This is a genomic window from Ruegeria sp. SCSIO 43209 (assembly GCF_019904295.1).
GTDB lineage: Bacteria > Pseudomonadota > Alphaproteobacteria > Rhodobacterales > Rhodobacteraceae > Ruegeria.
The window spans coordinates 1718552-1733053 of the sequence record NZ_CP065359.1 but is presented as its reverse complement, the minus strand read 5'-3'; the positions used below and the strand labels follow the sequence as shown (position 1 = coordinate 1733053).

General features: G+C 57.4%; 15 protein-coding genes. 10 read left to right on the top strand and 5 right to left on the bottom strand.

The window, feature by feature from the left end; all coding sequences use genetic code 11:
• The first annotated feature begins 23 nt into the window (after positions 1–23).
• Positions 24–920, top strand: coding sequence for an RNA polymerase sigma factor RpoH (rpoH, locus tag I5192_RS08680; protein WP_223118201.1), 897 nt, complete (start codon positions 24–26; stop codon positions 918–920).
• Between the two features lie 47 nt (positions 921–967).
• Here the strand turns inward: rpoH and I5192_RS08675 are convergent, their stop codons facing one another.
• The gene (locus I5192_RS08675) at positions 968–2035 is read right to left on the bottom strand and encodes a fasciclin domain-containing protein (RefSeq protein ID WP_223118200.1); all 1068 of its coding nucleotides are present in this window, start codon (positions 2033–2035) and stop codon (positions 968–970) included.
• Between the two features lie 339 nt (positions 2036–2374).
• Between I5192_RS08675 and I5192_RS08670 the strand changes: the two genes are divergently transcribed.
• Genes I5192_RS08670 through I5192_RS08660 form a run of 3 tightly spaced genes read left to right on the top strand, consistent with a single transcriptional unit; the run spans position 2375 to position 4584 of the window.
• On the top strand, positions 2375–3349 hold the full coding sequence (locus tag I5192_RS08670) for a Gfo/Idh/MocA family protein (protein WP_170735259.1): 975 nt from the start codon (positions 2375–2377) through the stop codon (positions 3347–3349).
• A gap of 56 nt (positions 3350–3405) precedes the next feature.
• Positions 3406–3675, top strand: coding sequence for a DksA/TraR family C4-type zinc finger protein (locus I5192_RS08665; protein WP_223118199.1), 270 nt, complete (start codon positions 3406–3408; stop codon positions 3673–3675).
• 15 nt (positions 3676–3690) lie between these two features.
• Positions 3691–4584, top strand: coding sequence for a DMT family transporter (locus I5192_RS08660; protein WP_223118198.1), 894 nt, complete (start codon positions 3691–3693; stop codon positions 4582–4584).
• A 28-nt stretch (positions 4585–4612) separates the two neighbouring features.
• Here I5192_RS08660 and I5192_RS08655 read toward each other — a convergent pair whose 3' ends face one another.
• From I5192_RS08655 to I5192_RS08645, 3 genes are all read right to left on the bottom strand, one after another.
• Complete coding sequence (locus I5192_RS08655; RefSeq protein ID WP_223118197.1) at positions 4613–6433, bottom strand: M3 family oligoendopeptidase; 1821 nt, start codon at positions 6431–6433, stop codon at positions 4613–4615.
• Between the two features lie 79 nt (positions 6434–6512).
• The gene (locus I5192_RS08650; RefSeq protein ID WP_223118196.1) at positions 6513–7484 is read right to left on the bottom strand and encodes an alpha/beta fold hydrolase; all 972 of its coding nucleotides are present in this window, start codon (positions 7482–7484) and stop codon (positions 6513–6515) included.
• Positions 7484–7774, bottom strand: coding sequence for an SCP2 sterol-binding domain-containing protein (locus I5192_RS08645; protein ID WP_170393409.1), 291 nt, complete (start codon positions 7772–7774; stop codon positions 7484–7486). Before I5192_RS08645 ends, I5192_RS08650 begins: the two co-directional genes overlap by 1 nt.
• A 30-nt stretch (positions 7775–7804) precedes the next feature.
• Here I5192_RS08645 and I5192_RS08640 point away from each other — a divergent pair, with 30 nt between their 5' ends.
• From I5192_RS08640 to I5192_RS08615, 6 genes are all read left to right on the top strand, one after another.
• Positions 7805–8413 (top strand): tetratricopeptide repeat protein, encoded by a 609-nt coding sequence (locus I5192_RS08640; protein ID WP_223118195.1) that lies wholly within the window; start codon positions 7805–7807, stop codon positions 8411–8413.
• Between the two features lie 23 nt (positions 8414–8436).
• Complete coding sequence (locus I5192_RS08635; protein WP_223118194.1) at positions 8437–11253, top strand: helicase-related protein; 2817 nt, start codon at positions 8437–8439, stop codon at positions 11251–11253.
• Positions 11254–11259: 6 nt separating this feature from the next.
• A complete protein-coding gene (locus tag I5192_RS08630) occupies positions 11260–11625 on the top strand; it encodes an RNA-binding S4 domain-containing protein (protein WP_170393403.1) in 366 nt (121 codons plus the stop codon).
• A 65-nt stretch (positions 11626–11690) separates the two neighbouring features.
• Positions 11691–12029: a ferredoxin FdxA gene (fdxA, locus tag I5192_RS08625; protein ID WP_010439399.1), complete on the top strand. Its 339-nt coding sequence runs from the start codon at positions 11691–11693 to the stop codon at positions 12027–12029.
• Positions 12030–12313: 284 nt separating this feature from the next.
• Positions 12314–12823, top strand: coding sequence for a CarD family transcriptional regulator (locus I5192_RS08620; RefSeq protein ID WP_010439402.1), 510 nt, complete (start codon positions 12314–12316; stop codon positions 12821–12823).
• 124 nt (positions 12824–12947) lie between these two features.
• Entirely contained in the window at positions 12948–13709 is a 762-nt protein-coding gene (locus I5192_RS08615) for an ion channel (RefSeq protein WP_170406404.1), read from the top strand.
• On the opposite strand, the gene cobS is transcribed toward I5192_RS08615, so the two are convergent.
• Entirely contained in the window at positions 13706–14470 is a 765-nt protein-coding gene (gene cobS / locus I5192_RS08610; RefSeq protein WP_255612121.1) for an adenosylcobinamide-GDP ribazoletransferase, read from the bottom strand. The two genes, I5192_RS08615 and cobS, sit on opposite strands and share 4 nt — an antisense overlap.
• Positions 14471–14502: the final 32 nt, after the last annotated feature.

Genomic DNA, 14502 nt, shown 5'->3' with positions numbered 1-14502 from the left:
ATTTGTCCAAGGGGCAGAAATAAATGGCAAATTACTCAAATCTTCCAGCGCCGACACCCGAGGGTGGGCTGAACCGCTATATGCAGGAGATTCGCAAGTTTCCTCTGCTGGAGCCGGAGGAAGAATATATGCTGGCCAAGCGCTGGGTCGAGGAACAGGATACCGAGGCCGCGCATAAAATGGTCACGTCTCATCTGCGCTTGGCGGCCAAGATCGCCATGGGATATCGCGGTTATGGCCTGCCGCAGGCAGAGGTGATTTCCGAAGCCAATGTGGGCTTGATGCAGGCGGTCAAGAAATTTGACCCCGAAAAAGGCTTCCGGCTGGCGACCTATGCCATGTGGTGGATCCGCGCTTCGATCCAGGAATACGTCCTTCGGTCGTGGTCGATGGTGAAACTGGGTACAACATCGGCGCAGAAAAAGCTGTTCTTCAACCTGCGTAAAGCAAAGGCACGCATTGGCGCGCTGGAAGAGGGTGATTTGCGTCCTGAAAACGTGGCCAAGATTGCAGAAGACCTCGGAGTGACCGAGGAAGAAGTGATCAGCATGAACCGTCGGATGTCCGGTGGCGATGCGTCGCTGAACGCGACCGTGGGGTCCGAAGGCGAAGGCACCATGCAGTGGCAGGATTGGCTGGAAGATGAAGATGCCGATCAGGCTGGTGACTACGAGGCGCGCGATGAATTGGAAGCCCGGCGCGAATTGCTCGCTGCTGCGCTGGATGTTCTGAACGATCGCGAGAAAGACATCCTGACTCAGCGCCGTCTGATGGACCAGGCTGTTACGCTGGAAGAGCTGAGCACGCAGTACAATGTCAGCCGTGAACGTATTCGTCAGATCGAAGTGCGCGCGTTTGAGAAGCTTCAAAAGAAGATGCGTGAGCTTGCGCGCGAAAAAGGTATGATGGGTTCAAACTAACCCCAGACTGATATCAGCCCGCCATATGAGCGGGCTGATTTTTTTTGTTATGCGAAAATGAAATCGGACTCGGACAGGTGGCTTGCCCAGACGCCTGACAGATAGATGCTGTCTCCGTCGTCCAACTCGATCTTGGTCCCGAAGAACTTACCGTCGATATCGTCTTCGATGTCCTCAAAGCTGTTGATGCCATCGTATTCGGACAGGTCGATCTTGTCCTTGCCGACGCGGAAATCGACAATCCAGTCGTGACCGTCGCCTTCATCGAATACAAACGTATCCTTACCGCGCCCACCAAAGAGTTTGTCATTGCCTTCGCCGCCGTCGATGATGTCTTTCCCACGACCTCCGAAGATTTTGTCATGGCCTTCATCGCCACGCAGAATATCCTTTCCACGCCCCCCGAAGATTATGTCGTTCCCGGCACCGCCAAGCGCCACATCATTGCCCGAGCCGGTGTTGATCACGTCATTGCCACCATCACCGTGAACAAAGTCTTTGCCGCGTCCGGTAAAGATGAATTCATCGCTGCTGTCACCCAGGATAAAGTCCGTGTTCTTTTTGCCCAGAATGCCCGACACCGAGACGGGTAGAAGTACGCCGTCAAGTACGTGAATGATACCGTTTGACGCATCCACGTCGAACGCGATCAAGCCGGGATCGTCGATGCCCGGATCGGCATCGCCCAGGCTGGGAGGATCGCTTTCAAGGTTCAGTTCGACTGACGACCCAAGCAGAGTTTGGATTTCAGCCCCGTCGCCTAGACCGACCACTGTGGTGCTGTCGAACTCACCATCGGCCACGTGATACTTCAGAATGTTGGTTAGCAAAGGGATAGGGTCTCCGCCGCCAAGCAGGGTGAGCGCCTTGATGATGTGGCCTAATGCTCCAGCCTCGTCATCCCCTTTATACCCAAGTGTTTGTGCCAGAGTAATAAAGGCGGCGTCATTTGGGGCAAAGACGGTCAGTTCTGCCTCAGGATTGTCCAGCGTTTCCGCCAGCCCGGCTGCAATCACCGCTTCGCGGAGAATGTCGAAATCCTGATTGTCGCTGTCAAACGTTCCGGGATCACCGCTTTTTAGCACTGTTCCTGTAATCGTATGTGTTGCTGGCATTTCAGTAAGCCTCCCACCCTGTTTGCCGTTGCTCCGGATGTTGCCAGAGCACCATCCGAGCATGATTCAGTCGATGTTTGAGCTACGGCGGCAGTATCAGACTGGATCAACAAAACTGATTTGCGAGGGCAGGTTTGACGCTGATCGATTTTAGATTATCGATATAAAGTATAAGGTTATCGGGGTCTTTTAATCTCATCAAAAAATTTATTGAGGCGTATGATTTTCAAATAGATAGAGATAGGACTGACTTATTGGCAGGTGGTTGATAGACAGATCAGGAACTGAATTACATTGAGCTCGCCGTGGGCGGGTTACATCAATTTTTAGGGGGCGCGCATGCATAAACCGGTCAATTGGGGTGTTCTGGGTGCAGCCAGATTCGCACGACAACACATGGCGCCCGCCATCCATGCGGCAGAGGGCGCGCGGCTGGCGGGGTTGGCGACCTCGGATACGGCCAAGGCCGAGCCCTTTGCTAGATATTGCCCTGATTTGAATGTCTACAACAGCTATGAGGCATTGCTAGCCGATCCTGAGATTGAGGCGGTGTACATCCCGCTGCCCAACCATCTTCACGTCGAATGGAGCCTGAAGGCGCTGGATTCGGGCAAGCATGTGCTGTGCGAAAAGCCGATGACCATGCGGGCCGATGAGTTTGACGCGCTGATCGCAAAGAGGGACCAGACGGGTTTACTGGCTGCCGAAGCATATATGATCGTGCATCACCCTCAGTGGCTTCTGACCCATAAACTGATCGCGGACGGAGCGATCGGCCGGCTGGTCCATGTCACCGGGGCGTTCAGCTATGACAATCGGGCGGACACGGGCAACATCCGCAACCGTGCGGAAACCGGTGGGGGCGGGCTGCGTGACATCGGGGTGTATGTTATCGGCAGCGCTCGGTTTGCGACTGGGCAAGAGCCGGTCTCGGTCAGCGGTGCGATCCGGTGGGAAAATGACGTGGATGTCTTCACCGAAATACGCGCGCAGTTTCCCGAATTTACCTATTCCGCCTACGTCTCGACACGCATGCATCCACATCAGGAAATGGTGTTTCACGGAGAAGGTGGCATGATCCGTCTAACCGCTCCGTTCAATGCCCGTGTGTTCGGCGAGGCGCGGGTTGAACTGCACCGACCGGGCCTTGAGGTTCTGGTGCCCCGGTTTCCTGCGGACAACCACTATCAATTGCAGGTCGAAGCGTTCTGCCGATCGGTTCGCGAAGGGGTTGAATATCCCTGTTCGTTGGAATTCGTGAGGGGCACACAAGAGGTTATCGATCAGGTCTTTGACGCCGCCGTTTCGCTCTAGCTTGCCACCCCTGTGGTGTCTCGCGTATCCTGTCCCGACCGGATCAGGAGGGTAAAATGGCGGGCGGCTGGGCGCGCGATGGCGCGGTGAGTGAACAGATCGAAGCGTCGATTTCGGATGAGCTGGCGCGGATGCAGGCGCAAAAGCGACCTTTGGGCGAAAGCCTGACCCATTGCGCCGAATGCGAAGAACCGATCCCCGAAGAACGCCGCCTTGCTTTGCCCGGCGTAAAGCTGTGCCTGGACTGCCAGCAAGAGCGTGACAGCAGCTTCAAGACCCGCGGCGGGATCAATCGGCGGGGTTCGAAAGACAGTCAGCTGAAATAACGCTAGGAGCGCCCGGTGAAGGATCAGCCGCAGAGATCATTACTGCAAAACGGGTTGGTTCTTGGGTTCCTCGCCGCGTTTCTATGGGGCACGCACAGCGTTATCGTGCGGTACCTGACCAGTGATCTCGGCGGGTTACAGATTGCCGTATCGCGCCTGTTCATTGCTGCATTAGCGATTTATTGCATGTTGCGGTTGATGGGCGCGCGGGTCTCGGTCCAGTACAGGGATTGGAACTTCCGGCTGGCGGTGTTGTCGACGGTGGTGAACTATATCCTGTTCCACATAGGCCTGGAACATACAGGTGCCGCAAATGCGATGGTGCTGGAAAATACCGCGCCGTTTTTCGTGTTGATATTCCTGTATTTCTTCGCGGATACCGCCGTTGGCCGGACTGATGTATTGGCGACTCTGCTGGCGATCCTCGGTGTGTTTCTGACTGTCTATCGGGATTTTCAAGGCGGGGGAGAGCCCCTGCTTGGCGATCTGATGGAAATTGGGGCGGGGCTCAGCTGGGCGGTGTTCCTGATTTCCAGCAGCCGCGCGATGCAGTCATCGGAGACCACCGCCGAAAGGTTGAACTTCCTGTTTGGCATCTTTTTGTGTTCGGGCATTTTGCTGGTGCCACTGGCGGCTTTTTCGTTTCAGATACCAACCGCAAACGATGTGATCTTCTTGATCCTTCTGGGCGTTTTGCCCACCGCGCTTGCCTATTATCTTTGGTACGAAGCCGCCGCGCGCGTGTCGACCTTGACGGCGACGCTGCTATTCGCCGCATCGGTTGTGTTTACCTTTGTCAATTCGGCGCTGTTTCTGGGCGCAACGATAACTCCGCTTGCGATTGTCGGCGCGGTATTGATCGTGACGGCCATTTTTGTGACGACGATGAAATCAACCAAAGAGAAATGAGGCAGCCCATGCAGGCTGCCCCGTAGCTTTAGCTTTCCATCGCTTCCAATTCGTCAATAAAGCCCGAGATCATCGACAGACCTTTGTCCCAGAACTCGGGATCGCTGGCGTCCAGTCCGAACGGGGCCAGAAGCTCTTTATGGTGCTTCGAGCCACCGGCGCGCAGCATTTCGAAATACTTGTCCTCGAACCCGTCCGCACCGCTTTCGTAGACCGAGTAGAGCGCGTTCACGAGACCATCGCCGAAGGCATAGGCGTAGACGTAGAAGGGCGAGTGGACAAAGTGCGGGATATAGGCCCAGAAGGTCTCGTACCCGTCCATGAATTCGAATGCCGGGCCAAGGCTTTCGGCCTGAACGCTCATCCAAAGGGCGTTGATGTCGTCAGGCGTCAGCTCACCTTCGCGGCGCGCGGCGTGCAGCTTGCATTCGAAGTCGTAGAACGCGATCTGGCGGACGACTGTGTTGATCATGTCCTCGACCTTACCGGCCAGCAGCACCTTGCGCTGTTCCGGGGTTTCGGCCTGATCAAGCATTTTGCGGAAGGTGAGCATTTCGCCAAACACGCTGGCGGTTTCAGCCAAGGTCAACGGGGTCGATGACAGCATCTCGCCCTGATCGGCGGCCAGTACCTGATGCACGCCGTGGCCGAGCTCATGCGCAAGGGTCATCACGTCGCGCGGCTTGCCCAGATAGTTGAGCATCACGTAGGGATGAACCTCGGTCACGGTGGGATGCGCAAAGGCGCCGGGCGCTTTGCCGGGCTTCACCGCCGCGTCGATCCAACCTTTTGAGAAGAAGGGGGCTGCGATCTCACCCATCCGAGGATCAAACGCGTTGTAGGCGTCCATCACCGTCTTCTCGGCCTCGGCCCAGTCAACGATCCGGGTGTCTTCCATCGGCAATGGCGCGTTGCGGTCCCAGACCTGCATGACGTCCAGACCAAGCCACTTGCGCTTCAGCTCATAATACCGATGGCTCAGCTTGGGGTAGGCGGCCACAACGGCCTCGCGTAGGGCTTCGACCACTTCGGGCTCAACGTCGTTTGACAGATGGCGACCAGTCTGGGCAGTTGGCATGTTGCGCCAGCGATCGACGATCTCTTTCTCCTTGGCTTGCGTGTTATGAACGCGCGCGAAGGTTTTGATATTGCTCTGGAAAACGCTCGCAAGCTCGCGCGCAGCGGCCTCACGCTTGGTGCGATCCTGTTCGGTCAGCAAGTTCAGCGTGCCTTCGATATTCAGCTCTTCACCATCGACGGTGAAGGTCAGACCCGCGATTGTTTCGTCGAACAGGCGTTCCCACGCGTCACCGACAACGCCGAGGTCGTGCAGAAATTTCTCAAGTTCGTCGGACAGCTGATAGGGCTTCATTGCACGGATGCGACGGAACACGGGCTCGTATCGTGCCAGATCGGCATTGGCGGCGAAATGCGCGGCCAGCACGTCGTCGTCTATGCGGTTCAGTTCCAACGTGAAAAACACCAGCGGCGTGGTGAATACAGTGATCTTCTCCTGCATGTCCGACAGGAACTTGGCGCGATCCGCGTCGGTGGTCAGTTGGTAATAGCGCAATCCGGCAAAGGACATGATCCGCCCGGCGATGGCGTTGATCTTTTCGTTGCGCAGCACGCAGGTCAGTAGGCCAGCTGCGTCCAATTCGGCCAGCTTACCCTCATAATCAGTGGCAAAGGACGCACATTCGCCCTCCAACCAGTCCAGATCGCGGGCCAGTTCGGGTGCATCTTCCGAGGCATAGAGGTCCGTCAGATCCCATTCCGGCAAATTGCCCAGATCATCGGCACCGCCGCCTGCATTTGCATCACGGACGGGAAAGGGAAGGTCGCGCATGGAACACCTCGAATAAACTGCGTTGGCAAACATTTAGGCGCGGCACGTCCGGATCACAAGCAAGCTGTCGGCTTGGGCCTTAATGACAGGGCTCGGGTTTTGCTTTCGCCGCGGCTGCCGCGAAATGTGCAGCAAGTTGATCAAAGACCGGCCCGCGCACCTCGGGCGCCTCCATCAGAACTTCGTGTTCGCCGTTGGGAATCTCGACCAGAGTACCGCTAGGCCAGTTGGCCATACGTGCCCGAATGGCCTTGCGGTCCACGATCTGTTCGTGGCTGCCCAAGAAGGTCAGGGCAGGGATCTCGGGCGCGGTCTGTTCCATGAGCCAGGTGCATTCATCCAGCGCCTCGCGCAGCCAGATGGTCGACGGTGCGCCCAAAGCAAGTTCAGGGTGTGCGGCCAACTGATCCTGCATCATTCGGTACATCGCCGGATCGCGTGTCAGCACGTTTCCTTCGAAGGGCTGTGAGGCCACATAGCTCTCCAGCGTGGTGGTGGGCGGTGTTTTCTCGCCCAAACCCAACCGTGGGCCCCAATAGGCGGTTAGCTGGCTGAGCGGCTTCATGATTGGTGTAAAGAATATGCCCCACATCGGGCCCGTAAAGGCGCAGGCCGCAAAATCAGCCCCCTCCAGAACGGCGCGAAGCCCGATAGCTCCGCCCATGGAATGGCCTATGACGTACCAGGGCTTGGGCAACTCGAGTTGTTCGGCCAGTTTCAGTATTGAGCGAACGTCGTGCTGGTAATCGGCGAATTGTTCGATATGACCGATCCGCGGATCATCCAGCAGGCGATCTGCAAGCCCTTGCCCGCGCCAATCGACCGCGAGGCTTGCAAAGCCCCGGTTCACAAATTCCTTGGCGGTATCACCATATTTTTCGATGTATTCCGTGCGACCGGGGAACAGCATCACCGTGCCGTGCGTATCGCCTCCGGGCAGCCAATGTGCCACGCGGATACGTTTGCCATCTTCGGTGATCAGCCAATGCGCCGCACCATCGGCAGGGCCGCCGGCCACGTCTTCGAATAAGGGGGCCGGCGAAAACTCCATCAGGCCAGCACCGAGGCGAGTTTCATGGCAATACCCATGTCTCCGTCAACGCTCAGCTTGCCGGACATGAACGCACCGGTTGGGTTCAGGTCGCCGCTGAGAATCTGTTCAAAGGTGTCCGCATCGGCGCTGAGGGTCACATCAGCATCTTCGTCGCTTACCCGCGCACCGCTTGCATCCAGAATGATAGAACCCAGATCGGCAATGGCAAATTTGGCTGACGCATCGAAATCGCCGCCCGACAGTTTCTCATTCAATGCCGCCGCGGCTTTTTCCAGAATATCGCTCATGGTCTTCCTCATATTGTTCATGCGCCGTGAATGGACATCCCCGGTCGCTACGCTACACTGACCATTGTTATGGGTATTGCAATCACCAATCTCAAACGTACCGTCGCGGCACTTGCCGTCATAGTCACGTTTTCCACCAGTTGCATCGCGCAGCAGGCGGATTCGCGGGACGAGGCGTCACTGTTGCAGCAACTGGCGCAATCGACGCCCGAACAGGCCATCGGATTGGATCGGCAATTGCAGGCGCTGTGGTCACAATCAGGTTCGGCTTCGGCGGATTTGCTGTTGGAACGCGGACGCGAAGCGCTGGATGACGGGGATATCGAGGCCGCGCTTGATCATTTGACGGCGCTTACCGATCACGCACCCGAGTTTGCCGAGGGTTGGCATGTGCGCGCTTCGGTTTTCTTCGGCATTGACAGGTTTGGCATGGCTGCGGCGGATCTTGAACAGGCATTGACCCTGAATCCGAACAACTACGACGCTATTTACGGCCTTGGCCTCATCTTTGAGATCGTGGGCAAGCCAGAACAAGCACTTGAGGCCTATTCACGTGCGCTGGCTATACATCCCCATCATGAAGAAGTAACCAATGCCGTGAATCGGCTGAAGCCTCAGGTTGAAGGCAAGGCGCTGTAAGTCTCAGGGCGCAGGGGGCAAAGGTGAGCGGGTCATCCCGAATCGTGGCCGTACTTGGCCCGACGAACACAGGTAAAACTCACTACGCGATTGAACGTATGCTGGGGTACCGGACCGGTGTCATCGGTCTGCCGCTGCGGCTGCTCGCGCGCGAGGTCTATGACAAGATTGTCGCTATTCGCGGTCCGTCTGTTGTGGCGCTGGTGACAGGCGAGGAACGGATCGTACCGCCGCGCACACAATACTGGGTCTGTACAGTTGAGGCGATGCCAGAAGGCATGGGCACTGATTTTGTGGCGATTGACGAAATTCAGCTTTGCGTGGATCCCGAACGCGGCCATGTCTTTACTGATCGCCTGTTGCGGTCGCGCGGCACCAATGAAACGCTATTCCTCGGCTCTGACACCATGCGCGGCCCCATCGCGGCCCTTGTGCCCGAAGCGCAGTTCATCCGGCGTGAACGGATGTCTCAGCTGGTCTATTCCGGTTCGAAAAAGATCAGCCGAATGCCTGCGCGCAGTGCGATCGTCGGATTCTCGGTCGATAACGTCTATGCGATCGCCGAGCTGCTTCGTCGCCAAAAGGGCGGGGCGGCGGTCGTCATGGGGGCGCTCAGCCCTCGCACGCGGAATGCGCAGGTTGACCTCTATCAAAACGGTGAGGTTGATTATCTGGTGGCTACGGATGCCATCGGTATGGGGTTGAACCTGGATGTGAACCATGTGGCGTTCTCATCTCTGACCAAGTTTGATGGCCGCCGAATGCGGCCTCTGGCCCCCAACGAGTTGGCCCAGATCGCAGGACGGGCCGGGCGCGGAATGTCGGATGGCACGTTTGGTGTGACGGGCGAGGCTCCGCCGCTGGATGAGGGCGTAGCCCAAGCCATTATGGACAGCCGGTTCACGCCTATGAAAAAGTTGAATTGGCGGAATGCCGCTTTGCGGTTCGGCTCAATCGACGCACTAATCGACTCGCTTGAGGTCAGCCCAGACAATGAGCACCTGATCAAAGCGCGGCCAGCTGACGATCTGAACGTCCTGAAATCTCTGTCCCAAGTCACCGAAGTCGTTGCCCGTGCCAGCGATGGACCGTCGATCCGTTTGCTATGGGATGTGTGCAGAATCCCCGATTTTCGCGGCATCAGCCATGCCGAACATGCCAGCCTGCTTGAGGTGATCTATGGCCATCTGCATGAGCGCGGAAGTATCCCCGATGATTTCATGGCGCGGCAAATCCGCCGTATCGACCAAACCCATGGCGACATTGATGCATTGTCCAAAAGGTTGGCATATATTCGCACTTGGACATATGTTGCGCAACGAAACGGTTGGGTGCGTGACGAATCCCATTGGCGCGAGGAAACGCGCACTGTAGAAGACAGGCTGTCGGACGCTCTTCACGACCGTTTGACTCAGCGATTTGTGGACCGGCGCACGTCAGTGTTGCTGCGCCGGCTCAAACAGAAGGAGGCCCTTTTGGCCGAAGTAAATGACAAGGGTGAAGTGACCGTCGAAGGCGAATTCGTCGGTCGTCTGGAAGGGTTCCGGTTTACCCCGGACAAAAGCGCGCAGGGGACTGAAGCGAAAGCCTTGAAGTCAGCCTCTCTGCAAGCACTCGCGCCGCAATTCCATCTGCGTGCCGATCGCTTCTACAATGCGCCCGATACCGAAATTGATTTCACCGATCAGGGTGGCCTGATGTGGGGCGAGTATGCCGTGGGCAAACTTGTTGCCGGTGCCGAGCCTCTCAAGCCTGTGGTCGAGGTTTTTGTCGATGAGGCCGCCGGGCCGGACGTGGAACAGAAGGTTCAGCGCCGCCTGCAGCATTTCATCGACCGCAAAGTGGCAGCCCTGTTCGAGCCGCTGCTGAACCTGTCGCGGGATGAAGAATTGACGGGCCTGGCGAAGGGCTTTGCCTTCCGTATGGTCGAGTCGTTGGGCGTGCTGCCGCGCGCGCAGGTCGCGCAAGAGGTCAAGGATCTGGATCAGGATGCCCGTGGTGCACTGCGTAAACATGGCATCCGGTTCGGTCAATTCACCATCTTCATGCCGCTGCTGCTAAAACCCGCGCCAACGCGCCTGCGTCTGGTACTTTGGGCATTGTCCGGTGGCTTGCAGGAGTTCCCCGAAGCACCACCTCCGGGTCTGGTTACCGTTCCGGTCGCCAAGGACGCGCCGCAGGGCTATGACACCATGTGCGGCTACCGCGATGCGGGCGAACGCTCGATCCGGATCGATATGCTGGAACGGTTGGCCGACATGCTGCGGTCCGAGGATAGCCGCGGTGGGTTCGAAGCCAAACCCGACATGTTGTCAATTACCGGCATGACCTTGGAACAGTTTGCAGACCTGATGCAGGGACTGGGTTACAAGGCCGAACGCGGCGAACGTGAGAAGGCCAAACCGGTCCCCACGGAGCAGCCTGTGGCGGAAGCTGAGGAACAACCCGTCGTCGATGAGACACCGACCGCAAATGCCGAAGCGGATGACGTCGGTATAACCGCCGAGACGGCAGCCGAAGCCTCCGAAAGCACCGAGGCGGCAACCGAGGCTCCGGCCACTGAGAAATCAGCAGAGTCCAAATCGTATGAGCCCGAAATTGAGGTGTTCTACACCTTCACTTGGGGGCGCCAACGTCAGCAAAACCGTGGCCCGCGTCGCGAGCAGGGGCAGGGCAAGGGCAAGCCGCGTGGTAAACCTCAGGGCAAGCCGCATAGCAAGAAGGGGGGCAAGCCTCAGGGCGCCAAGACCTTCTCGTCACGGCCACCCAAAAAGGAAAAGGCAATCGATCCCGATAACCCATTTGCGGCAGCGTTGATGGGTCTGAAGGACGGCAACTGATCCGCGATGGCCGAGGCCAAGCTGCGGATCGACAAATGGTTGTGGCAGGCGCGGTTCTTCAAGACCCGTAGCCTGGCCGCCAAACAGGTCAGCGGCGGCCATGTGCGTCTGAACGGAAATCGGGTGCTGAAACCGGCGCAAGCGGTGGCACCCGGAGATGTCCTGACCTTTCCGCAGGGGCGTATTGTTCGGGTTGTACGTATCGAAGCGCTTGGCGTGCGTCGCGGCCCGGCCCCCGAGGCGCAAGCTTTGTACTTTGATATGACCGAAAAGCAGGACGTATCGCCCAAGAATCCTGCGTTTGAGGGAAAAGGTCGTCCAACCAAGAAAGAAAGACGCGCGCTTGATCTTTCTCGCATCCCAAAGGGGTGATCTGACCTTGAAGCGGCGGTCAGACTGGATTAGCTAGTCGCCAAAGCGCAAACGGGAAATCCAACATGACCTACGTTGTCACCGAAAACTGCATTGGCTGCAAATACACCGACTGTGTCGAGGTTTGTCCGGTGGATTGTTTCTACGAAGGTGAAAACACATTGGTCATTCACCCCGACGAATGCATTGACTGCGGTGTCTGCGAACCCGAATGCCCCGCCGACGCCATCCGCCCGGACACCGAGCCGGGGATGGAGCAGTGGGTCGAGTTCAACCGGAAATACTCGGAAATGTGGCCGGTGATCGTGACCAAAAAAGACCCCTTACCCGAGGCCGAGGAACGCGACGGCGAAGAAGGCAAGATGGAGAAATATTTCTCGGAAGCCCCCGGCGAGGGCGGTTGACCGATTCGGCAGCCGGTTACCGTTCATTTGGCATCAATCTGTGCATTAATTAGTTGAGGTAGAAAGGGAATTTCCCATTTACCTTGGCGCGGTCTTTTGAGTGTCGCAAATTTGTGATATACTAGGGACCGAATGATGACTGTGATTGGGATGTGCTCCGTAAGTATGCTCGCTTTGGAGTTCTGAATTTACGACAAATAAGCCGCCTGACGGGGCCATGCAGGGCCTCGGCTGTGGTGCTTTTGTCGTCTCATATCCCGATCAGAAATGAAGGATGAATATGAATGTCGAAATCGAAAAAGCTTGAGTTCCGCCCGAACGATTATGTCGTCTACCCGGCTCATGGCGTAGGTCAGATCGTATCAATCGAAGAGCAGGAAGTTGCAGGCTTCTCGCTTGAGCTGTTCGTGATTTCTTTTGAAAAAGACAAGATGACCCTGCGGGTACCAACCAACAAGGTCACCGAATCCGGTCTGCGGTCGCTTAGCTCGCCGGATGTTATCAGCCAGGCAATGAAGACGCTTAAAGGCAAGGCCAAGGTCAAACGCGCCATGTGGTCGCGCCGGGCGCAGGAATACGAGCAAAAGATCAACTCGGGCGACTTGATCTCGATCGCCGAAGTGGTCCGCGACCTGCACCGCACCGACGACCAGCGCGAGCAGAGTTATTCCGAGCGTCAGCTTTACGAAGCCGCCCTGGAACGTCTGACACGCGAAGTGGCCGCGGTTTCTGGCGCCGATGAGATTTCGGCTGCCAAACAGGTCGATGAGGTTCTGACCTCACGCGCAGCCTGATCGCGTTCGAGAAAATTTAAGGGTCGTCCCGATATCCGGGGCGGCCCTTTTTCGTGACTAGGCGCTTGGTCTTGTGGTGTGTGTCGGGTATTTTTCTGTAACTGCAGGAAGATACGGGGACATGATGAAGCAAACTGTCAAGTTTCTCTACATCAGCCACGAGCCGGTCTCGGTCTGGTTTCGCTATGGGCTGATCCTGTTCGATATCGCCTCGATCATCTTTTTTGTCTCCACGGCGAATATCCCGCATGGGCCTGGGCTGACGGCGGCAAGTTTGGGTGTCGGGCTGATCATCCTAATGGATTTCTGCGCGCGGATGTGGATTTCCAAAGACCGCTGGAAACTGCTGCGCCAGATTTACACGATGGCAGACATCGTTGTGATCGTGTCGCTGCTGCTTGACCCGTTCCTGACCGGCAATCTCGCGTTTCTTCGGATATTGCGCGCGTTGCGGCTGATCCATTCCTATCATCTGCTGCGGGATTTGCGCCGAGATAGTCCTTTCTTCCGAACCCACGAGGACGCGGTGATTGCGGCGATCAATCTGATGGTCTTTGTTTTTGCAACCTCGACTGCAGTACTGGTCTTTTTCGTCCCCGAAGATGCGCAGACCCCCTATATCGACGCGCTTTATTTCACTATGGCGACCCTGACGACAACGGGGTTCGGAGATATCACGCTGGGCACACCAGCGGGAAAGCTGTTTTCCGTTTTCATCATGGTTGTTGGCGTGGCGTTGTTTGTCCGTCTGGCGCAGGCGATCTTCATGCCGCAGAAAGTGCGCTACAAATGCCCAAGCTGCGGCCTGTTCCGGCACGATCCGGATGCTGTGCATTGCAAACACTGTGGCGCGACGCTGCGCATTGAAACCGGTGGGGCGTCTTAGATTGAGGCTGTTAGCGCCAGGAGGAAGATGATTTCCGAGACCTGCTGCGTGGCCCCCAGAATATCACCGGTTTGGCCACCGATCTTGGTCTTGGCGATGCGAGCGACAAAAGCCGCTGCAAGTAGGGCGCAGAGCATCGGCGTGATGGCTGATCCACCCAGCAGCAATAGCGACAGGACGATAGCCAACACGATACTGGCCAGCACCGCAGACAAGGGGGGCGCACCAACCGAATGGCTCAGCCCCGATTTGCGAGCGTTGGGTAGCGCGCGCATCAGCACGGGCATCATGGCGCGTGAGAACAGGCAGGCGGCCAATATGCCCGTCAACAGACCCGCACCGATCACTGCCATGACAGCAGCAATTCGAAGCAGTTGGCCCAGCAACAGGGCCAGTACGCCGTAAGTACCGATATGGCTGTCCTTCATGATCTCCAGTCGACGTTCGGTCGTGAAGCCGCCCCAAAGCCCGTCGGCCGTATCGGCTAGCCCGTCTTCGTGCATCGCTCCGGTTGCGATGATCAACGTGGCGACCAGCAGGGCGGCGGTGGCAAGGGTTGGCAGCTGCGCCCAGATTGCAATCCAGGCGACGCCGCAAGCCAGCGCCCCCACAACAAGCCCGGCAAGGGGATAGGCCCAAGCCGCACGCGACTGGCGGGTGAACGCTTGATCGGGCAGGCGCGGTAGGGGCAGGCGCGTCAAAAGGACCAGAGCCAGCGGGATATCCCACAGGGAAAACGGGGCGGTGTCGTTTTTGGTCACTCCCAGGCCTTTCCGGGTCTTGTTGCTTTGCC